This window comes from Flavobacterium sp. MEB061, assembly GCF_000834715.1.
Classification (GTDB): Bacteria; Bacteroidota; Bacteroidia; order Flavobacteriales; family Flavobacteriaceae; genus Flavobacterium; species Flavobacterium pectinovorum.
Genome location: NZ_JXQR01000074.1, coordinates 36,980 through 60,336, shown reverse-complemented (window position 1 = coordinate 60,336; position 23,357 = coordinate 36,980). Strand labels below are relative to the sequence as shown.

At 33.1% G+C, this 23,357-nt stretch carries 15 protein-coding genes; 12 read left to right on the top strand and 3 right to left on the bottom strand.

Going from position 1 to position 23,357, the window contains the following annotated elements:
• Nucleotides 1–68 precede the first annotated feature (68 nt).
• The 3 genes from RT99_RS21435 to RT99_RS21425 all read right to left on the bottom strand — a co-directional run bounded on the left by RT99_RS21435 (nucleotide 69) and on the right by RT99_RS21425 (nucleotide 6,504).
• The gene (locus RT99_RS21435; protein ID WP_042566791.1) at nucleotides 69–1,475 is read right to left on the bottom strand and encodes a RagB/SusD family nutrient uptake outer membrane protein; all 1,407 of its coding nucleotides are present in this window, start codon (nucleotides 1,473–1,475) and stop codon (nucleotides 69–71) included.
• A gap of 17 nt (nucleotides 1,476–1,492) precedes the next feature.
• A complete protein-coding gene (locus RT99_RS21430) occupies nucleotides 1,493–5,029 on the bottom strand; it encodes a SusC/RagA family TonB-linked outer membrane protein (protein ID WP_242607240.1) in 3,537 nt (1,178 codons plus the stop codon).
• Between the two features lie 323 nt (nucleotides 5,030–5,352).
• Nucleotides 5,353–6,504: a FecR family protein gene (locus RT99_RS21425; protein ID WP_042566789.1), complete on the bottom strand. Its 1,152-nt coding sequence runs from the start codon at nucleotides 6,502–6,504 to the stop codon at nucleotides 5,353–5,355.
• A gap of 279 nt (nucleotides 6,505–6,783) precedes the next feature.
• On the opposite strand from RT99_RS21425, the gene RT99_RS21420 reads away from it, so the two are divergent.
• The 12 genes from RT99_RS21420 (at nucleotide 6,784) to RT99_RS21365 (ending at nucleotide 23,286) form a co-directional block, all read left to right on the top strand.
• Nucleotides 6,784–7,386: an RNA polymerase sigma factor gene (locus tag RT99_RS21420; protein ID WP_042566788.1), complete on the top strand. Its 603-nt coding sequence runs from the start codon at nucleotides 6,784–6,786 to the stop codon at nucleotides 7,384–7,386.
• A gap of 143 nt (nucleotides 7,387–7,529) precedes the next feature.
• Nucleotides 7,530–7,883, top strand: coding sequence for a hypothetical protein (locus tag RT99_RS21415; RefSeq protein WP_242607239.1), 354 nt, complete (start codon nucleotides 7,530–7,532; stop codon nucleotides 7,881–7,883).
• Nucleotides 7,884–8,146: 263 nt separating this feature from the next.
• Nucleotides 8,147–8,842 carry an ABC transporter ATP-binding protein gene (locus RT99_RS21410; RefSeq protein ID WP_042566787.1) on the top strand — a complete coding sequence of 232 codons (696 nt, stop codon included), beginning with the start codon at nucleotides 8,147–8,149 and terminating at the stop codon, nucleotides 8,840–8,842.
• A gap of 27 nt (nucleotides 8,843–8,869) precedes the next feature.
• The gene (locus RT99_RS21405; RefSeq protein WP_042566786.1) at nucleotides 8,870–11,161 is read left to right on the top strand and encodes a TonB-dependent siderophore receptor; all 2,292 of its coding nucleotides are present in this window, start codon (nucleotides 8,870–8,872) and stop codon (nucleotides 11,159–11,161) included.
• An 8-nt stretch (nucleotides 11,162–11,169) separates the two neighbouring features.
• Nucleotides 11,170–12,606 (top strand): DUF3526 domain-containing protein, encoded by a 1,437-nt coding sequence (locus RT99_RS21400; RefSeq protein WP_042566785.1) that lies wholly within the window; start codon nucleotides 11,170–11,172, stop codon nucleotides 12,604–12,606.
• Nucleotide 12,607: 1 nt separating this feature from the next.
• Nucleotides 12,608–13,954, top strand: coding sequence for a DUF3526 domain-containing protein (locus RT99_RS21395; RefSeq protein WP_042566784.1), 1,347 nt, complete (start codon nucleotides 12,608–12,610; stop codon nucleotides 13,952–13,954).
• A gap of 211 nt (nucleotides 13,955–14,165) precedes the next feature.
• Nucleotides 14,166–14,810, top strand: a complete 645-nt coding sequence (locus RT99_RS21390; RefSeq protein ID WP_042566783.1) for a hypothetical protein — start codon at nucleotides 14,166–14,168, stop codon at nucleotides 14,808–14,810.
• Nucleotides 14,811–15,213: 403 nt separating this feature from the next.
• Nucleotides 15,214–15,813 carry an RNA polymerase sigma-70 factor gene (locus RT99_RS21385; RefSeq protein WP_042566782.1) on the top strand — a complete coding sequence of 200 codons (600 nt, stop codon included), beginning with the start codon at nucleotides 15,214–15,216 and terminating at the stop codon, nucleotides 15,811–15,813.
• A gap of 67 nt (nucleotides 15,814–15,880) precedes the next feature.
• On the top strand, nucleotides 15,881–16,984 hold the full coding sequence (locus RT99_RS21380; RefSeq protein ID WP_042566781.1) for a FecR family protein: 1,104 nt from the start codon (nucleotides 15,881–15,883) through the stop codon (nucleotides 16,982–16,984).
• A 42-nt stretch (nucleotides 16,985–17,026) separates the two neighbouring features.
• Nucleotides 17,027–20,353, top strand: a complete 3,327-nt coding sequence (locus RT99_RS21375; protein WP_242607238.1) for a SusC/RagA family TonB-linked outer membrane protein — start codon at nucleotides 17,027–17,029, stop codon at nucleotides 20,351–20,353.
• 4 nt (nucleotides 20,354–20,357) lie between these two features.
• On the top strand, nucleotides 20,358–21,836 hold the full coding sequence (locus tag RT99_RS21370; RefSeq protein WP_242607237.1) for a RagB/SusD family nutrient uptake outer membrane protein: 1,479 nt from the start codon (nucleotides 20,358–20,360) through the stop codon (nucleotides 21,834–21,836).
• Entirely contained in the window at nucleotides 21,823–23,286 is a 1,464-nt protein-coding gene (locus RT99_RS21365; RefSeq protein WP_042566779.1) for a hypothetical protein, read from the top strand. The genes RT99_RS21370 and RT99_RS21365 overlap by 14 nt, the downstream gene beginning before the upstream one ends.
• Nucleotides 23,287–23,357: the final 71 nt, after the last annotated feature.

The following is a 23,357-nucleotide window of genomic DNA, read 5'->3' as shown; positions in this document are numbered from 1 at the left end:
GGTTTTCAGTCCCGGATTGAGAACTTTGTCAAAGTTTAAAACTTTGACAAAGTTGCTGAAACTGAATACTACTTACTTACATTCTGTGTTATTGTTCCGTTTCCTGGGTTTTGTGTAGCGCCTAGCGGAAATGGCATTGTCCATAAATGAGAATCTGATGCTAAAGTGTAAGTAGTTCCGTTTGCTGTTTTGGTGTAACTTACTTTATAAACGCCTTCAGCATTTAAACGACGCGCATCTGCAAAAGGAATCAGCGTGTTATTAAGTTCGTTATTTTTTGTTCTAAAAATAGCATTCAAAGCCGTAGTTTTATCAGTAGTCGAAATATCCTGATAAGAAGCTGGCAGAATACGCGTTTTACGAACTGTATTTAAAACATCCAAAGCCTCACTAATTTGCCCTGCACGTGCAAGGCATTCGGCTTTAATCAAATACACTTCAACAGTTGTGATGCCTCCAAAATTAAAAGCACCGGATAAGGTTCTTCTGTAATATGTTTCTGCACCCACTGTATAAATTTTCCAGCGAGAGATAAATTTGGCATCTCCAGCTTCAAAACGCTGTGCACGTTCTACCGGAATACTGTTTTCTGTGGTTAAAGTAGAAAAAGTACCGTGACGAAACGTATAATTTTCTACATAATTATACCCCATTGGAGATATGGTAGTGGTATACGAATTTGGAGCATCAATAATGGCTTTATTTGTATTGTAATAACCTATCCAGTCGTATAATTTATTGTTTTCTGCCAATGCTAAATCTGCATATTTCAGGGCTTCTGTATAATTATTCATTTGCAGATAAACTCTTGCATAAAATGCATAACCGGCACCTAAATTTGGATGTAAAGCTGTTTGAGAAACTTTTGGCAAATATGGCAGTGCGTCTTTAACATCATTCAGAATAAAATCATACATTTCCTGAATTGTAACTTGCTTGTTTGGTGCATTAATATTGGCACTCGTTATTAACGGAACTGATAATTTTACAGAAGCTGTAGAAGCTACATAAGTATCTGCATAAAAATTAACCAGATTAAAATAGTTCATGGCACGCAGTACTTTTGCTTCTGCCCAGACTATTCTTTGTTCTGCTTCGGTCGCTTTGGTTGTAGTTAATGCATTTTCGATTATTAAATTAAAAGTCGAAATTCCGGCATAACTTGAATAATAAGTAGTTTCGTCTGATACCTTCAATGCAATACGATCTGCATTTTCGTCCCACATATAATTTGCATTATACAATCTGTAATTTGCCAAGTTGGCAACAGTTACATATTGGTCATTTAATAATTGTGAAGCTCCGGTAATATCAACTCTGTGATTGGTGTATTCGTCACGCAAAAAAGCTTCATAATCTGCTAATGTTGTTGGTGATTTTGATCCTTTTGGAACATCGCTCAAATAATCTTCGCAAGAGACAAATGTTAATCCTAAAGCTAATAAACACGCTATCTTTTTATATATATTTTTCATCGTCTAGTATTTATAAATTAGAAATTAACATTTACGCCTAAAACAAAACTTGGAGAAGTAAAACCGCCTAAAATGAACTTAGCATCTCTGCTTTTTGCAAAAGTATATACGTTTTCTGCGTTTAAATTGAAACGTATGCCGTCTAGTTTTACTTTTTTAATAAGTGCCGCCGGCATTTGGTACGCTAATGAAATGTTGCTTAATCTCACATTTGAAGCATCCAGAATATTAATATCTGCATACGAATAAATAGTACGGGAATCTGAATTAAATTCCGGATCATATTCGTAAACCGCTCTCGGAATATTTGTAAAAGCTTCGTCACCAGGCTGCATCCAACGATCGGCAATATGATTGTTTACTACGGTAATATCGGTTACGTAACCTCCTGCTGCTCCATTGTAACTATTATTTAGCATTGGAAGAAATGAATTTCTTACCTTGTGTCCTAACTCATAAATGAAAAGTGCCGAAAGCGAGAAATTCTTATAATTGGCAGAAGTATGGAATGAACCGCTATGCGTAGGAACTGTTGAACCATAATCTTCAATCGCTTCTAATTGTCCCGGATTGTATTTTACCGCAGTTCCCGAAGCATCATAAACTTGCGGAATTCCTGTACTGCTTAATCCTGCCCATTTATAACCATAAATAGAATTAAAGTTGGTGCCTACTCTTGGAAAAGAATCAGCATGATCTAACTGCAGGTAATAAACAGGTGCTTTTACATTTACATAATCTACCTTGTTTTTGTTATTGGCATATAAAACAGCCGCGTCCCAGGAGAATGAAGGTGTTTTTACGATTGTTCCTCTTAAACTAACTTCGATACCTTTGTTGGTCATTTCTCCGTTATTGATTTTATAAGTAGAATATCCCCATCCTTCTGTTGGAATTCCCTGGCTGCTTGCTAATAAGTTTTCACCTTTTTTCTTATAATAATCTAAAGTTCCTCCTAATCTGTTTTTGAAGAAGGAGAAATCCAAACCAACATTGGTTGTAGTTGTTTTTTCCCATGATAATTCCGGATTTGGTCTTGCGCTAACAGTTCCCTGATTTCCTCCAACATTTGGATTAGAATTATAATAAGCTGTTAAATACGGTGCAGAATCTTTAGCAATATTTCCACCAATACCATAAGAAACACGAACTTTAAGTGCGTCTACCCATGAAGCAGTAAAGAAAGATTCTTTATCGATATTCCATCCGGCTCCGGCAGACCATGTAGGCTTATTTTGATATTCGCTGTCGGTTCCCCAAAGATTAGAACGGTCCCATCTTAAACTTCCTGATAATGAATACTTTTTATCATAAGTATAACCTCCTGTTCCATAAACAGAAACGTAACGGTTTAATAATTCTTTTTCTAATGAAAAATCGTCTTGTATCATAGATCCTCCAAAAACGCTTCCGTATACTTTAAGAAGATCTGCCTGATTTACCGGTGCAAAACCTAAAGTTTGGGCATCATAACCATAACGTGTATTAGTATTGAATTGTAGCTTAGTGTGACGAATTTCCATACCTGCAATAGCAGATACATCATGCTTTTCGTTAAAAGTTTTATTGAAATTTAACTGTTGACGGAAATTATAAGCATTTGTAATCTGCTCTGTATTTTTTATAATATCTCCGTAAGGCAAATTATAAACTGCTTTGTTATTGGCAATTGTCACCATACTATTTACCATACTTCTTACGTAATATGAGTCTTTATCAAATAACTGGTTGGCACGATCTGAACCAAATTCGTATTGAAACATGGCATTATAAGTAAATGCATTACTGAATTTTACATTAAACTTGGCAAATGTTCGGTTTAGGAAATTTTTACTTTCTGTAAGATTTCTTCCCAGCTCATCCATTGGCGTAATGTTCATATCATAAAGACCATAGTTTTTGATAGAATTTAGCGTAAAAGCATTGTAGCGAGATTCTGGTGTAGAAACAAAATTAGTTCCATCGTCATTAACTAACTGATTGTATGGCATATATTTATAACCAGGATTGTTTGAAACAGAAGCTGGATTTGTAGGCAGATAACTCTGCGTATCACCTTTTCCAAAATTGGTATAAGATCCTAAATCCAAAGAAAGCCAGCTGTTAATCTCAGTTGAGTTTTTTAAGTTAAGACCAACTGTTTCGTTTTCAGAATACATATCTTCAAACTGATTGCTTTTGTATGTCAAAGAAGCATTAAAAGTATTTGTTTCTGTTGCTTTGCCTAAACTAAGATTGTGCTGTAAAAAATATTGATCACGTTTAGCATATTTAGCTACATCGTCATAATATTTATAACCTTGAGAGCCAAGCTGATCCAAACGACCGTTCATTTCTGTTTGTGAAATATTTCCTGCATAACCATTTAAAATAGTCTGCATTCCTAAACTTGTAAATACAGCATTATTAAGCAATGATTGTGAATAAGTACTTGCATTAGCCGTTTTTAAATTAGGGTTTCCGTCTGCCCATCCTCTTTCTAAACTGATAATATCTGCAGAATCTGTCAGGTTTCCTGTATAATTTCTATAAGGAGTAATTGTTAAATTACTTGAAAACGAAATATTTGTTTGTCCTGCTTTTGCTTTTTTAGTTGTAATTACCACAACTCCATTAGCTGCACGCGCACCATAAATAGAAGAAGCTGCCGCATCTTTTAAAACCGTAATCGTTTCAATATCTTCTAAATTCAGATTAGGCAAATTTTCTTCTATTGTAGAATACGGAGTTAATTTTGTATTCTCAACCGGAAATCCATCAATAACATATAAAGGAGTACTTTTACCTGTCATAGTAGTTGTACCACGAATTTTTCCATTTTGATATCCAACGATACGTCCTTCCAAAATGTTGTCTAAACTACTTAAACGTTGCTCCTGAAAATCCTTTGCTTTTAAACTGGAAAAAGATCCTGTCGCTTTCTCGGCACTAATGTCCTGATAACCTGTCTTTAAAACAAGACCTTCTAATTCCAGAACATCTTCCTTCAAAACAACATTTATAACATTTCTACCCTCAACTTTAATTTCCTGTCTCTCAAATCCCAAATAGGCAAAAGCCAAAGTAGTTTCACTGCTTACTGCAATAATTTGATATTCACCATTAAAATCAGTTTGTACACCTCTTCCCGAACCGTTATCAGAAATCGCGGCACCTACTAAAGGCATTCCTTTTTCGTCTGTAACTCTACCTTTTACAATAAAATCCTGGGCTTCTGTTACAACTGGTTTAGATTTGGTTTCTTCCGGTGCTTTTTTGGCACTTAGAACAATATGAGAACCCGAAATTTTAAAATCCGTTCCCGTATTATTAAAAATTACGCTCAAAATATTTTCCATCGAAACATTTGTTAGACTAATGTCTATAATTCGGTCCAGATCAACAGATCTAACATTGTAAACAAATCTGTAATCTGTAGTATACTCAAGCTTTTCAATCACTTTTGCAACAGTCATATTGTTTGCATTGAAAGAAATCTTCGCTTTTTGTGAGTACGAAACCCCAGCGTGCATTACAGATAAAGTGGTCAATAAAAATATTGTAGTCAATTTCATTTTCAAATCAAATTTCAAAAAAGGCTTATCAAACCTAATTTTGTTCAAGAGTTTTTTCATACTTTTAAATGTTTTTTAGTGTGGTTGGTTAATTAACTGATCGCATTTTTATCTACCGGAAAATGTTGGCGCATTTTCCGGTTCTTTTTTAAACACGATCCTTTTAGCGGGATTTTTGCTTCATAGGCGTTTTTTAAATTTTAGATTCTTATTTAATTTTAGATTGTTGATTTTAGATTTTAGATTCTGTATTTATTCTATTTTCTATATTCTATATTCTATTTTCTATTCTCTTGCTTCTTGCTTCTTTCCTCTTAACCAAACTACCTAATCACAATCTCATCTTCATCAATCTTATAATCAATAGCATAACTGTCGTTGAAATATTTCAAAACCACTTCTATCGGTTCATTGTCAAAACGGGCGTTAAAAATTTCTTTTCCTAAAACTTTATTTCTGTTGATGAAAGTTACATTGTAATGACGTTCAAGTTTTTTAATGATCGACGCAAAAGATTCATTTTTAAATACTAAACTTCCTTTTACCCACGCAGTATAATAATCTGTATTTACTTCTGCTTTTGTAATTGTCGGTTGTCCTTTTACGTTTGTTCCCTTTAATCCCGGAGTTAAATAAACCTGATTCTCGTTTGTTTTTTGACCTTTATAAAGCGAAACCTTACCTTCAACCAACACAATATCAGTGCTTGTATCTTCTGTATACGAATTCACGTTAAACTTAGTTCCCAAAACTTCCACATCAACTTCTTGTGTATTTACCGTAAACGGATGCGCTTTATCTTTGGCAACTTCAAAATAAGCTTCGCCAGTTAGAAAAACTTGTCGGCTTTTATTTTTAATAAACTGAACCGGATATCGCAACGATGTTCCCGAGTTTAAATGCACAATAGTTCCGTCAGATAATTGAACTTCAAACTTTTTGCCGTACGGAATCTTCAACGTATTATAAACCAATTCGCCGCCCGACAAAGTATTTGTATAAACCAGTTTGCTTTTGCTTTGTTTTCCTATTATGTTTCCAAATTTATCGGTAACATTTCTTTCTTCAGACAGATCAATCGTTTGTTCTGATTCGTTACCAAATTGTAAAACAATATCATCTTCTCTCGGAACCACAACATTATCTTTATGATGAAATAAAGTCGGGTTTGTATAGAAATAAAAACTGCCCAGAACCAATATTAATATCGCTGCATATTTATAATAAGAGGAGAATCTTCTTTTATAGAAAACACTTTTCTCACTTTGAATTCTTTCAGATAATTGTTTTTTTACTTCCGTAGAATCAAAAGTGTACATTACCTTATCAACGGCATAATTTGTTTTTACAAACTCCTTAAACGTAATTTTGTTCTCGTCCTTTTCAAGCCACTTTGTTAACTTTTCAATTTCTTTTTGATCGGCCTGATTGGTGATGTATTTTACAATTAATCGTTCTGACTTTTTCACTGTCATTTTAGTTATTTTTAATATTATTACGAAGCCAAAAAACAAAACCCTAACAATTTGATAAAGTTTTTTTCATTTTGATGAATTTTATGTTTTTCACAAGTCTTTTCTCTCAATAAAACTATACTAATTCAATAGAAATAATAAGGTAAATGATTTATCTTTGCTTTTTTGCTCCTTTTTATTTGTAATAAAATTCAAGTAAAAAATGGTAAAACACCGATTCTGAGCGAAATTAAGCTACTAAATGAATCCTAAAACCCATTAATTTATATATTTGTTTCTATGAAAAATGATGATTATAACGATAACAACGCGCTGATTGAAGCTCTGAGAAACGGAGATGAAAAAGCGTACTCGTATTTAATCGATACTTATCATCATAAACTTTGCGTTTATGCAAACAGTCTGGTAAAAAACATTTACAGCGCCGAAGACATCGTGCAAAATGTTTTTATTAAAGTGTGGGAACAGCGCACCAGATTAAAATCAGACCATGCCCTTAAAAGTTTTCTTTATAAATTGGTTTACAATGAATTCATTGATTTGTATAGAAAAAACCAATCGTTATTTTCTCTCGAAAAATCGTATTATGATGCTTTGAATTCTATTGTTTTTGAAGATGATTCAGAATCATTTCAGCGTGTTTTAAATGTTGTAAACAAAGAAATTCAAAACTTGCCGCCAAAATGCAAAGAGGTTTTTATTTTGAGCAAAAAAGAAGGTTTGACCAATATAGAGATTGCAGAACATCTTGACGTTTCTGTAAAAACAGTCGAAGCTCAAATCACGAAAGCTTTCTCTATTTTACGTACTTCTCTTGAAGAAAAAATAAAAAATGTGCTGTTTTTATTATTCGGAAAAAAGAAAAAATTTGGACTACACTAAATTCTGATTTTTATAGATTCTTTAATTCCCAAGAAATTCATTCCCAAAAATAAAATCACCAACCTTATATAATTTGCAAATAAGATCTCTATATTTGCAACCAAGTTGCGTTATTTTCCACAAAAGATTTTCCAAAATCAAGAATGAAGAAAAAGAAATTTTTAATAATTAATCTTTTAATGTCGTTGACAGTATTGTTCGCCATGCTGTTTCAAACGATACATTCTTACGAACACGTTTATAAGCAATTAACAGAAAAACCTTGCGAGCATAAATACAGCGCTCATAAAAATCAAATTACACACAGTCATAGTGTAGAAAATAATTGTCCTGTTTGTCATTTTACATTTAGTACTTTTATTTCAAATTCATTTCATACTTTTTCATTTCACAAACAAGAGGTTTCAACTTTAACTGTATTTTTCTACAATAGAGAAACTTCAACATTTTTTAAAGGCAGTCTCTTTGCTTTACGAGCGCCTCCTACTCTATTTTAGTTTACTTAACGAAATTTATTTAGAATGAACTTTTGCTTTATTTAAAAGCAAATAGTATCACTATTTCATTTTTTTGATGAATTCTATTTTGGCGAATAGAACAAAATCTCAAAATGTACTTTTTTCTCTTGAAGAAAACTGTTTAATTCGTTAGTAAACAACACCTTCCACTATTATATAATATTCTGATTAATAAGCTTTAATAAAGTTTATTGATTCGATAATCTTATTATTAAAATTAAATCCCAAACAAATATAAAACCATGCTTACAGCAGAAAATCTGACTAAAAAATACGGCGATAATATTGCCCTAAACAACTTGAATCTAACAATTAACAAAGGCGAAATCTTTGCTCTTTTGGGACAAAACGGTGCCGGAAAAACAACAACGATAAACCTTTTTCTTGGATTTATAAAACCAACGCAGGGAGAAATTAAAATCAATGATATTTCGGTTGTAACCGATGCTGAAAAAACAAAAAAAGATGTGGCTTACATTCCCGAAACTGTAATGTTATATCCCAATCTTACTGGTTTAGAGAACCTTAAATTCTTTTCTTCTCTGGCCGGATTTAACTATTCTACCGGAGAACTAACTTATTTTCTAGCAAAAGCCGGTTTGCAAACCAAAGCTCACGATCAAAACCTTGGCGGATATTCTAAAGGAATGCGACAAAAAGTGGGAATTGCGATTGCGATTGCCAAAAAAGCAAAAGTGCTTTTATTAGACGAACCTACAAGTGGTTTAGATCCAAAAGCTTCAAATGAATTTTCTCAAATCCTGAAAGAACTTTCTGCAGACGGAACGGCGATTTTAATGGCAACGCACGATATTTTCAGAGCGCGTGAAGTCGCAACACATATCGGAATTATGAAACAGGGAAATCTGGTAACGGTTATTGAAGCTGAAAAAATTTCGGCCAATGAACTGGAAGATTTGTATTTACAAACAGTTTAAAAAGGAAAGATTTCCATCAACATAAAAATGAAACAGCTATTTTCCTTTATATTTTTAATAATTGGGACACATTACGCACAATCTCAAACCAATAAAGTTACTGATAGCATTGCCAAAGATTCCATTAAAACAAAAGCAGTCAACGAATTGCAAACCGTTGAAATTGTTGGCCGGTCTACTAAAAAATACAACAGCGATTATTCTTTTGCAGCGACAAAAACGGCGGCACTAAACAAAGATATTCCGCAATCTATTTCGACTGTCACCAAAGAATTAATTGCCGATAAAGCCGCTTTTTATCTCGCCGATGCCGTAAAAATGACGAGTGGTGTAATTCCATCAAGTTATTACAATCAATACACCATTCGCGGAATCAGCCAAAACGAAGAAGGTCAGATTATCAACGGAATGCGAACCCGACAATATTACTTTTTACAGCCTTTAACCAATAATATCGAACGTGTTGAAGTCATAAAAGGGCCGTCGAGTGCTACATTTTCATCTGTAGATCCGGGCGGAAGTATTAATTTGGTGACCAAAAAACCTTTGGCGACAGACCGAAAAGAAGTTACTTTGAGCGTTGGCAGTTTTAGTACTTTTCGTGGAGCACTAGATTTTACAGGACCTTTAAACGAATCAAAAACACTTTTATATCGCGTAAATGCAGCGTATCAGGAAGCCAAATCGTTTCGTGATTTAGTGGGCAATAAATCGTTTTTGGTTTCTCCGTCATTCAGTTATATTCCCAATGAAAAAACGGCTATTAACGCCGAATTAATCTTAAGCGATATGACTGGAATTCTGGATCGTGGTCAGCCAATTTTTGGTGCCGTTGCCGGAGTTACCAATTTAAATAAAACGCCAATTAGTCTGAATTTGGGTGCGCCAAGTGATTTTTTTAAGTCGAAAGAACTTATTATGATGACCAATTTTGCGCATAAATTCACTTCAAAAATTGGTTTTAATGCCCAATATATGAAACAATCCTGGACAGAAGATCTTCAGGAACACAGAACTACAAATGCTTTTGCGGTCGATATGAACAATCAGCCCGTAACAAGTTTGGCGATGATGCAATTTGTTCAGCGTCAGCAATATTGGAATGTAGACAATTTAAGTACCTATTTTAATTTTGATATTAAAACCGGAAAACTAAAACATAAATTATTGGCAGGTTATGATTTAAGCAGTTGGAACAAAACCAAAGGCGGCGGACAAAATGCAGCAAGAGGGTATTTATTAAAAGACGGAACGGTTTCCGGTACTTTTGTCCCTGCAAACGCTTCAAATTATCAAACCATTACAGTTGACGGTGTTGTATTGCCAAAACCAAACGTAAATTTTTTCAACTTAAATAATCCGGTATACACAGTTCGAAGTCCCGAAGATTATACTTTGAATGTGAGAACAGCATTGCCATCGGCATTAACGACAACCAATGCTATTTATATTCAGGATATGATTCAGTGGGAAAGGTTTACTTTTATATTGGGTTTGAGAAACGAGTGGTTTGAAGACATTACAAATTATGAAACCAACAACGAACTAAAAGTAAAAAAACAAGCTTTACTGCCTCGTGTTGGTGTTACTTATGCTGTAAATAAAGCTATTAACGTATATACAACTTATCTGGAAGGCTATCAGCCACAATCAAATACTGTTACTTTAATGCCGCAAACAGGAAGTTTACCAGCAGGAAGTTTATTTGATCCGCTTGAAAGTAATTTGAAAGAAGTGGGGTTAAAAGCAACCTTTTTTGACAATACGATGAGTTTTAATGCTGCGATTTACGAAATCAATCAGCGTAATATTTTGATGAATGCCAATGATCCTGCAAATCCTGATTTATTGGTTACCAGAGGTGCCGAAAGAAGCCGTGGTTTCGAGTGCGATTTGGCGGGATATATCACGCGTGATTGGCAAATAAATGCTTCATACAGTTATATCGATGCCGAAATTGTAAATGATCGCGACGCTTCGTTAATTGGTGCAAGAAAACAAAACACACCAAAAAACAGCGCAAATTTATGGACACGCTACAATTTTAACTCTGATTCTGTTTTAAATGATTTTGGGATTGGTTTGGGAATGCAGTATCAAAGCAGCAAAATTCCTTGGTTCACCAGAGATTTTACCCTTCCTGATTTTACTGTTTTTGATGCTGCTTTATATTACAAACCTACTAACAGCAATATGCAAATTGCCATTAATGCGGGTAATATTTTTAATAAAACCTATTGGCTGGGTGCACAAAATTATCTGCGTTTATTTCCTGGTGCGCCACGAAATGCAACGCTTACTTTAACTTATAAATTTTAATAAAAGCCATGTCTTTACACGTAGAAATTTTAATTGCAAAACATTTAAAAAACTCCGCTTTTAAGAATTCGGCTGTTTTTATAATTACTTTTTTTATTGGTATTTTACTCGCTTACGCCGTTTTTTCTGGCTGGGAAAATTATACCAATCAAAACGAAACCAGCGCAAAATACCAGCACGAATCTCGCGAAGACTGGTTGAAAAATCCGGATAAAAACCCGCACCGAATGGCACATTACGGCAATTTTGCTTTCCGCAAAAGTACTTCGCTAAGTGTTTTTGAATTTGGAATGGAACCGTTTTTCGGAAATGCCATTTTCCTTGAAGCTCACAAACAAAATACAGCCAATTTTTCTGAAGCCGGATTCTCTAACAGTATGTTACGTTTTGGTGAAATTAGCATTGCCATGATTTTGCAAATTTTATTGCCTTTGCTGATTTTTTTCTTCGGATTTAATTCAGTCGCAGCCGAAAGAGAAAATGGAACTTTAAAACTTCTTTTAAGTCAGGGAATTAACTGGAAACAGCTTTTGTTAGGTAAAACTCTCGGAATTGCTTCTGTAATCATGCTATTGTTTATTCCAACAATTATCGTTTTGGTTTTCATTTGGTTAGTGCTTCAAAGTTTCACCATTTCATTTGATGAAACGATTAAGATGATTCTGTTTATTGTATTTCATTTTTTGTATTTAATATTCTTTTGCGTCATCGCGGTTCTGATTTCTGCTTTAAGCAAAACCTCAAAAAAAGCTTTGATTTCCCTTATCGGAATCTGGCTGCTTTTTACGATTATTTTGCCAAGAGTTACACAGGCAATTGGCGCTTATATTTTTGAAGCTCCTTCAAAAATAGAATTTAACAGCAACATCGAAAAAGACATTCTGAAACAAGGAGACAGCCACAATCCGAATGATCTGCATTATAAAGCAATAAAAGACTCTTTGCTTGCGGTTTACAAAGTCGATTCGGTTCAAAAATTGCCTTTTAATTATTCCGGTTTTATCATGACCGAAGGCGAAAAAATAAGCGCCAGAATTTACAACAGACATTTGGACACTTTGCTTCATGTTTACCAAAAACAAAACAGTTTTTCCAGAGCCATGTCATTTTTAAATCCGTATATCGCGATGAAAAACCTTTCTATGGCCTTGTCAAATACCGATTATGATTCGTATATCGATTTCCAGAAACAAGCCGAAACCTATCGTTATAATATGGCTCAAAAAATGAATGCTTTACAAATTAAATATATCAGTAATGATAAAAGTAAACCGGCTTTAATTGGCAAAGATCATTGGGCAGAAGTAAAGGAATTTCATTATGAACCAAAAGGAATCCGGGCAATTTTAAAAAATGAAATCACTTCGGTCATTTCTCTTTTTCTGTGGATTAGTTTACTGTTTATTTTCATCAAAATAGCCTCAAAAAACCTTAAAGCCATTTAATATGTTAGCATTACTATTTAAAAATTTCATTCGATCGAAAGGGACAAAAATTGGATTATTGTTTCTATTTCTCATCGGATTTATAAGCCTTTTAATTGGAAAACAATTTCAGGAAAAACAAACTAAAAATATCGCCGAAGCTGCTGAATATCAAAAAGAGCATATTGCGCGAAATGCCGCTTTTCATAAAGACGAGATTGGGCTTTTGCTCTATTATGTCAAGTTTTCGCTAGTCAATAAAACGTTTCCTATAAACAGTCTGGCAATTGGACAGCGAGACGTAAACCCGTCGATTCAAAGTGTTACAATTCGCGGTTTGGAAGGTCAGAAATATGATTCGGAATTAAATAATCCGAGTAATCTTTTGTTAGGAAACATTGATTTTAGTTTTGTTTTGGTTTATCTTTTTCCACTTTTAATAATCGCTTTTACCTATAATATTGTTTCTGAAGAAAAAGAAAGCGGAACCTGGAAAATTGTGGCAACACAAACTGATAATACATTTTCATACATCATTAAACTATTCTACATTAGAATTTTAAGTTTAATTGCATTACTAACAATTGTAATTTTCATTGCCATTTTTATACTGGATATTCCATTTAACAAATCACTTTTTACATTTTACATTCTAAGTATTTTGTACATTCTTTTTTGGTTTTCGGTTTGCTTTTTTATTGTTTCATTGCAAAAGAATTCAAATTTTAATGCCGTTATTTTGTTAACAATCTGGCTGTTTTTGATTATTATTTTACCGGCAACAATTAATACTTATATAGTAAATAAATATCCCGTTCCCGAAGCTTTAGAATTGACTTTAAAACAACGAAATGCCTATCATGAAAAATGGGATATGGATAAGCAAACAACGCTTGATAAATTCTACAAACATTATCCTCAATTTAAAAGTTATCCTTTGCCGGATAAGGAATTTAGCTGGCTTTGGTATTATGCCATGCAGCAAATGGGTGACGACGAATCGGCAATTCAGTCAAAAGAATTAGAAACCAAGCTGACACAAAGAAATCAGGCAAGCCAGAGAATTGCACAATTTATACCAACTTTGCACACACAGATTCAGTTGAATGAAATTGCAAAATCGGATTTAGGAAATCAACTTTTGTTTATGCAAAAAACAAAAGACTTTCACGAAAAAATGCGATTGTATTTTTATCCAAAAATTTTTGATAATACTCCGGTAGAGAAAGAAAACTGGTCTAAATTTAAGGTTGAAACTTTTAGTGATGAATCTTCAATAAGTTTTGTGAAAGCTTTTCTTCCGTTATTAATTTTTAATTTATTGTTGATTGGTTTCGGATATACAAACTTCAAGCGTAACTTTTCTTAACCGCAAAGAGCGCAAGGGTTTACGCAAAGTACGCTAGGCTTTGTGGTGAGTTTTACCACAGAGATTCACAAAGGTTTTCACAGAGATTCGCAAAGTTTTTACACAAAGCTTTGCGAACTTTGTTTTTATAAAAAACCGCTTATTCTAAAACTTTGTGCTCTTTGCGGTAAAAACTTTGCGTACTTTGCGGTAAAATACACTCCAAGTAGAAATGAAAAAAATAATATTAATAAGCTTACTTATAATTGCAGTTTTCTACGTTCTTAAACAATTCGTTTACAGACCTTATGCATGGAAAAAAGCAATTAATAGTCCGGAACACAAACTACAAGTTGGCAGTTTTATTTTTAGCAAAAAAAGAGGCTCAAACGGAAGCCAAAGTATGCAGAATTATTATTTTGCTTTTAAAGTAATTGAAATAAACGGCGATCTGGTAAGACTTTCGGTGATTAGAAAATTATCAGATAAAAATAATCTTTTGCAATCTGATTTTTCGACTACAAAAGAAGCTTATAAAAACTTAAAACAAAACATTCAAAATCTCACCATTACCGGAATACTCACAGAAGATTTATACAAAATTGATGGCGCAACATATACCATAAATGACTATTTAAGAAGCAAATATCCAGATCTAAAAAAGTCAAGATATTATTATCAGGATATTCCGGCGGCTAAAAAAAATACCGCTGTACCAACAAATCCAGACGATCTGATTATGTATTACGATTTAGTTTATTCTAAGGAAGAAATCATTAAAAATGGCAGACTTTCTCCGTATACAATGACAAATAGAACAAAAGGCGAAATTGATACGGGATTATCTCAAGATATAGATTTGATTATAAATGAATGATTTTTTCACCATATAAGTTATATAAGTTCATATAAACTTTGTGCAGATTAAAACTAAACTTTAATTAAGACCATATAATACTCTTTGCAGTTATATATTTTTTCACGATATGAGCTCATAAACCTTTACAGTTTTTTAACCATACAAGTTTGTATAAGTGATTAATATTTGATGACCTATATTAAGCTTTAAATTATCCCAAAGTTTATATGAACTTATATAACTTATGTGGTGGGAATTTTTTTTTACGCTTATTCTGAATAATTTTTCTGTAAATATTCTTTATTTGAATTTTATTTAGAATTAGTATAAATAATATTTTATATTTGCCGGATTCTGAGCAAAAACGAGTAGTTTTTAGAAATTACTTATATTGCTTTTCCAAAAACAGAAATCCGTTTCGATGATTGATAATAACAGTTTTGAACTTAATCTTTTTGAATCTTTTAAAGAAGGAGATCAGGCTGCATTTACTTATTTCTACGACAAATATTTCCGCCGGATTCAGGCTTTTAGCGTTCAGTTTGTTTATGATAAAGATGAAGCAGAAAATCTGGCTCAGGAAGCTTTGCTTTATTTATGGCAAAACAGGGAAAGTGTTGATTCTATAAACGGAATACAATCTTTTTTATATACCTACGCCAAATCGAAATGTTTGAATATGATTCGTCATAATAAAGTGAAGGATAAATTTAAAAGCGATGTATTAAATCAGAAAGAAAGAGAACTGGATATCGAAGTCTTAAATTCGATACAATTTGACACTTTAGAATTAACCGAATTAGAACGTATTATTCACGAATCAATCAACGAACTTCCAACTAAAACCCGAGAAGTTTTTATAAAAAAACGATTCGAGAACAAAAAAAATGCAGAAATAGCAGAAGAAATGCAAGTGACCTTAAAAGCTGTAGAAGCCCATATGACAAAGGCTTTGAAGATTTTAAAAACAAAATTATCTGATTATTTATTTTTACTTTTTATTCTTATTTGTAATAATTAAAAATAAAAGGTAGGGTTTTTTATTTCTGAAGTGTACTTACTAAAACCAAAAGATTAAAAACCAAAAAATGATATCGGAAATAATCTATAAATATTTATCGAACGAAGCTTCAGAACAGGAAATTCAAACTCTTTTTGAATGGATCGATGCTTCGGAAGAAAATAAAAAACAGTTTATAAATTTAAAAAAGACCTGGGCAATAACTTCGTTGTCTGAAGATTTTTCTAGTGAAACTATTCCTGTAATTTCAATCAAAAAGAAAAACAAACTAACAACCTTCTTAAAATTTGCTTCTGTATTTTTAGTCCTTTTCGGATTAGCAAAACTGGCTTTTAATTATAGTCAAAAAACAGCATCTTCAAAAGAAATTGTGTTAGAACTCGCAGACGGAAGTTCAGAGTTAATTACTTCAAATAATCAATCGAAAGTAGTAAATGACAAAGGAGATTTGATTGCCAAAAAATTTCCAGACCAAATTGTTTACTTCGGAAAAGTTCAGGATCAGGAAGTGGTGTATAATACACTTAAAATTCCGTACGGAAAAAGATTCAAACTACAGCTTTCAGACGGTACTGTTGTGAATTTAAATTCGGGAACAACTTTAAAATACCCGGAGCAATTTGGTGTAAACGGAAAAAGAAATGTTTACCTGACCGGTGAAGCTTTTTTTGAAGTCGCCAAAGACAAAACTCATCCTTTTATCGTGCACGCCAACAAAGTCGAAGTTGAAGTTTTGGGAACAAAATTCAACGTAAGCGCTTATCCTGAAAACCCAACAGTAAATAGCACTTTGATCGAAGGAAGTATTCAAATGGCTGAAGTCGAAAACAAATCAAATGCTGTTTTATTGGTGCCAAACCAAATGGCAACATGGCAAAACAATTCGAAAAAAATCACCACCAAATTCGTAGATACAAGTATTTATGCCGCCTGGACAAAAGGCGATATTGCTTTTAAAGATACCCCATTTTCAACTATTGCAAAAATTATAGAGCGCACTTATGATGTAAAAATCATCAACGAAAATTCTGATTTGGCCAGACAGAATTTTACCGGTTCTATAAAAATTAGTGAGTCGAGCGTCGAGAATATTTTAGAATTGCTAAAACGCGACACTCCATTTAATTACGCAATAAAAGAAAATACTATTACTATTACCAATATTCCATAATTAACTAAAAACATGACATTTACGATACCCAATTTAAGGAAAATGCTATTTTTCCTAGCCCTGTTCATATCTGGTTTTAAAGGTTTTTCCCAGAATAAAACGATTACTTTACATGAAAAAGAGCAGCCTTTAACTGTAATTATTAAAGCTATCGAAGAGCAAAGTAATTTCAGAATCATTTATAATGCCCGTAAAATCGACGCCGATCAAAAAGCGTCTATTGATGTAGATAATGCAACTTTAGAAACTGTTTTGACGCAATTGTTTAAAGGAAAAAATATTTCGTTTTACGTTCAGAACAAGCAGGTTTTACTAACTAGCTCCACTCCTGTTTCAACAGATAATTCTTCGCAGGAAACAGAAAGATTCATTACCGGAACCGTTTATAGTGCCAAAGACAAACTGCCTCTTCCAGGTGCCACAATTCGCATCAAAGGAACGGGAATGGGTGCTGTAACCGATTTTAATGGAAAATTTGCTTATCAGCTAAAAGGAAATAACATCAATAATCTTGTTCTGGAAGTTGCTTTTTTAGGAATGATTCCACAATCTCAAAAGGCAGAAAACAAGAAAGATTTTGTGTTTTACCTTGAAGAATCTGTAGACGAATTAAATCCCGTTGTAATTACTTCATCTTATGGAACTACAAAACTGAAGGAAGAAATTGTGGGCAGTATTTCGACTATAACTGCGAAAGATATTCCGGTGCAGCAAGCCTCAGAAAGCGTTGATAAAATGTTGGAAGGGCAAATTGCGGGGGTTTTAATTGAAAACACTTCTGGAGTTGGTGGTCCTGTAAAAATAAATATTCGTGGTCAGGGAAGTTTGAAATCGTTAAGTAATTCCATTTTAGGTACATCTACTCAACCTTTAATTATAGTTGATGGTGTAATTATGAGTGAACAAACTGGAATTGACAGCCAATATTTTGACGGAGGAAGACTCGCAGAAGGATTGTCAAATCCATTGGCAATGATTTCGCCTGATAATATCGAAAATTTCACTGTTTTAAAAGATGCCGCAGCCGTTGGTATTTACGGTGCCGATGGTGCAAATGGTGTAATTTTGATTACAACCAAAAAAGGGAAATTAGGAAAAGCTAAATTTGGTTTCTCCAATCAGCTTGGTGTTTCTTCTGCAATAAATCAAATTAAATATTTAAACGGAGAACAATATACAGAAGTAAGAAATCAATATTTAAAAAATACAACTTCCGGTTATGTTCCTGTTGCTTATAACGGAGTTGATACAGATTGGTTTGGTTTATTAAACAGGTCTGGCATTTATAATAAGTATAATTTTAATGTTTCAGGAGCCACTTCAAAATTCTCTTACCGAACCAATATTTCTTATTTAAATATTGATGAACCACAAGTAGGAAATACTACAAAACAGCTTAATGGAGGGATAAACTTAGGTTATCGTGCATCAAAATGGGATATTAATTTATCGCTTAATCCTAGTTATATTAAAAAAGATGCTCCAAACATCTATTATGATTTTGCTTATTTGCCCACTATATCTCCATACAATGCTGATGGAACTTATGCCAATTTAGGTGTATCCGGTGGTAATACAGGAGGAAATCCATTGGCAGCAATTGAGCAAAACAAAAATGAGACTGAATCACGTGGACTTTTAGGAAGTTTGAATGTAGCTTATGAGCTAAATAAAAACATAAAATTCTCTACTTTATTTGGAATGGATTATGTTGATAAAGTTCAGGATCGCTGGTTCTCTGGCGAAAACGAAAGCGGGCAAAATAACGGATCTTTTATTTTAAATGGCACTACTTATCCAAACTGGGGAAGACGCCTTTTTAATAACCGAAACTCAACCAAATGGAACTGGCAAGGGCAAATGCTATATAATAAACAAATCAATCCAAATCATGGTATTGATGGCGTAATAGGCTTTGAACTTTCTGAAGAAAAAACCAATTTTGATTATGCATCCGCTTCCGGTTTTACAAATCCAAATGTAATTAACAGAGTTGAAGATGCCATTCAGGATGATGACACCACAACTCCATTGGTTGATGAAACAACAGCAAGACAAATTAGAGGATCTGATTTTAGCAATAATTCAAGGGTTTCTTTATTTACACAAATCAATTACAATTATAAAAAGAAATATTACGCTTTAGTCAATTTTAGACGTGACGAAAGTTCTGTTTTTGGAGATGATACCAATGTTGCTTACAACAGCGGCGCAGGTTTGGCCTGGATTACAAGCAACGAAGATTTTTTAAAATCAAGTTCATGGATAGATTTATTAAAACTTAAAATTAGTTATGGCTCAACAGGAAATTCCCGAATAGGTTCTTATCGTTCAAAAGGACTTTATACGCTTTCGCAAAATGGATATAACGGATATCTTGAAGCTAATCCAAGTGCGGCACCAAACGGAAATCTAAGCTGGGAAAAAAATCTAAAATTTAATACAGGAATCGATTTTAATGTATTTAATACTGTTGAATTATCATTAGAATATTATTATGATGACTTACAAGATTTGATTACAAGTAGAAATATCCCAACCGAAACAGGATATGGAACGGTACAATTAAATGCTTCAAGCATGTATAATAAAGGTTTCGAATTTTCAACGCGAATTAAATGGTTTCAAAAAGGTAAATTTAAGTGGACATCAGCATTTAATATATCAACTGTAGACAATAAAGTAACCGAGTTAGTTGGTTTAGGAAGCAACTATTCTATCGCAAATCTTGCACTTGCACAAAAAACCGGTTACAGTACCACTACAATTTGGGGTGTAAACTGGGTAGGAATTGATCCTGCAACAGGCAGAGATCTTATTAAAAAAGATGGACAGCTGTATGATTCTACAACTTATGCAAGAACATTTAGCGAGGCCGACTGGGTGCCAATTGGAGATTTACAGCCAAAAGCTTTTGGTGGTTTCAGCAATTCTTTTTCATTAAACAATCAAATTACTTTATCAATTAATGGTGCTTTTCAATGGGGTGGAGATAAATTGGTTTCAGAAGAAATAGTAGCAAAATACAGAACTTCGTCAAACAGAAATATGTCTGTCAACGCTTATGATTACTGGAAAAACCAAGGAGATATAGTTTCACAGCCTTCTCCTGGAGATAATACCATAATTTCTAACATGAGCAAATATGTTTATGATGCTTCGTACATTAAAATAAGCAATATTAACCTGAGCTATAATGTTCCTTTAAAAAACACTTTTCTTGATACATTAACTCTTTTTGCTGATGTTTCTAATGTGCTTTACTGGTACAAAGAAAAAAGTCCTTCCGGGATGAATGGCATTAGAGAATTTAATTACACTTATCCACAAGCCAGAACTATTTCGTGTGGAATTAATACTAAATTTTAAAAAGATGAAATACTTCAAAAATATAAAGAGATTTAAGTTTCTTATGCTTTTGGCAGCAATTTGTTTGCTGCAAAGCTGTAGTGATTTTTTAGAACAGGAACCTGGAACTCAAATTTCAATTACTGAGCAATTAAAAACGAAACAAGGTGTTTTACAGGCTTTAAATGGTATATACGGCGATCTTGAAGCCGATGTTAGAGGGGAACGTTTTGCTGTTTATGCAGATTTGCAGGGAGGAAACTTAAAATTTAGTCCATCATTAACAAATGGTTCTCAAGGACAATTTACTATTCCGACTAACATTAAAAATCTGTATTCTTTTGGAGATATTGCTGATGAGTCTAACTTCTCAATTTTTTATGGCGATAGTTATGATATTATCAATCAGGCCAATTTAATTTTAGAATTTACAGATGCTTTAACAGACGCCACTGAAGCTGAAAAAAACCAGATAAAAGCCGAAGCTTTAACAGCAAGAGCATATGTGCACTTTTTATTGAGTGAAATATACAGTCAAAATTATGGTTATACTGATGATGCATCACATTTGGGAATTGTGTATAATACAAAATCTATTACTGAAGGAATTCAATATCCTTCGAGAGAAACTGCTGCAAACACTTATTCCTTAATCATTAAGGATATAACAACAGCTTTAAATCTTTATTCTGACAGTTCACTTTTGCAAGGTCCCATTTATTCTTTTTTTAATACCAAAAACACAAAAGCACTTTTGGCAAGAGTTTATTTGTCTAAAAAAGACTGGAAAAATGCTTATGAAACTGCAAATGATGTAATTGTAAATTCAGGCGTAAGCTTAATGAATTCTGCTGATTATATTACGCAATGGGAACAACCCGATCTTCCTGTTTCAGAAGTTTTATTAGAATTTTCGATTCCAAAAGGTTCAGACGGAACAGCCAGTGGATCATTATCTTCCTATTTTGGTTATACCAGCGATGCCAGTTACTCCAATTATGTCGCGTCGCAAGACTTATTAAGTTTGTATGAAACAACAGATATTAGAAAACAATTGTTTTTAGAAAAGCCATTATCAACATTGGTCAACAATCAACAAATCAAACAAAATTATTATTTTACTAAAAAATTTCAGGGAAATCCGGGATACATTGCTTTTAGATTGAGTGAACAATATTTAATTCGTGCCGAAGCAGCATTGGAACTTGACAATACCGATCAGGCAAAAAAAGATATTAATACCATAAGAACCCGGGCAAATGCAAGTGAATTAAAAGATACTGAAGATTTGAAAGAAGCATTATTTCTTGAGCGAAGAAAAGAATTGTGTTTTGAAGGGCATCTGTTTTTTGATATTGCCAGAAATAAAAAAGATATTTCCCGTAATGATGGCTGTATATCTCTTAGTTGCGGTTTAACCTATCCGTCGCCAAAATTTGTATTGCCAATACCACGAAGCACTATTATTGTTAACCCAAACTTAAAACAAAATGAATCATATTAAAATTATAGCTGTAAGTATCGTTTTAACGTTATTTGCTTCATGTTCAAAAGATGATTACAAATTAGATTCTAAAAACATAGATCCCTTTATCAGGTTTAATTTCCAGACTACAAGCACTGGTATTCCGTTAGAATATCCAGCAATAAATACTTCATTATTGCCTGCCAGTACATACGATAATAAATCTGTGAAAACTTTAAAAATACCAGTAACACTAACCTCTACAAATTTAAAAAATGCTGTAGAAGCTTCTTTTAGTGTAACAACAACCGGAAGTGAAGATGATTTTACTTTAAATCCTGTTGATAAATTATTATTTGAAGGAACAAAACTTACTGATACCCTTTTTCTTTCTTTTGATAAAAGATGGCAGCCAAATCAAAGTATTACACTAAAACTTAAAGAAACTTCAGATCCGGCAATTCACATTGGTAATTTGAATACATCTGCGGTAAATGACGTATTTACAGTAAATTTGGGAGAAATAAGCACAACTTATACTTTTCCTGTAAACCGAATTAATCTTAAAGGAGTTGCCGGAGAAACAGTAGATTTTAAAATCAATTTCCCAAATGGATTCTTGCCATCTGAGATTGAAAATCTTGATATATTTACATTTCTTAATGGTTTTGAATATTCTTTAACACACGATGATTTTGGAGATGACAGAAGCTCAATTACATATCATTTAACGCTTTTAGAAGATATTCAAAATGATGATGTTCGTTATGTAACTGATATTACTTTAAACAATACAACAAATTACACCGCTACCGGAAATACTATTTTACAAATTATAAAACCAATTAAATCACCAAGAGATGTTCAGGCCAATCCGGCATCTAAATTTTATGATTTATCAAATCAGTTTTACCTGACTTACGGCGAGCATTGGTTTGATAAAAGCGGTACATGTGCCTGGCAGACTTTTAATGCTTTTACGTTTCCTTTAGTAGTAACAAAAGACAACGAAAATGCTATTTTATATAGTGATAAGGGTACAACAAATACGGCTGATGATGTTTATCATGACGCTTTTATAATCGGATTTAATGTTGTAACCGGAACAAACACAACAAATTCATTTGGGTTAAAAAGATTTTTTTCTAACGAAAGTACTGCAGCGCAATATTCTCCCGGATTTAATATTACTTCGGCTCTTGAATTTTTTCCAACAAATGGAAACAGCAAAACCGATGGTAAAGTACTTGTTATTCCGCAATATATAACGATTGGAACCACTAAAGTATCTCATGTTATTGCTATAGCTGGTGAAGGAACTTATAAAGAAATTAGTACCGGTTTGTTTGAAATTTCTTTTGAGTTAAAACTAACCAATGACGAACTTTTTGGAGGAACGGTTTCTACACAATATAAAATGTATAACAACAAAACATATCCAAAAATAGACCCAATAAACGACGCTTGCCCTAAAGAAGTTACGCTTTAAGTTTTAAATTAAAAAAGTTTCAAGTTTCAGGTTTCACGTTCTGCCGCAACTTGAAACCTGAAACTTGAAAC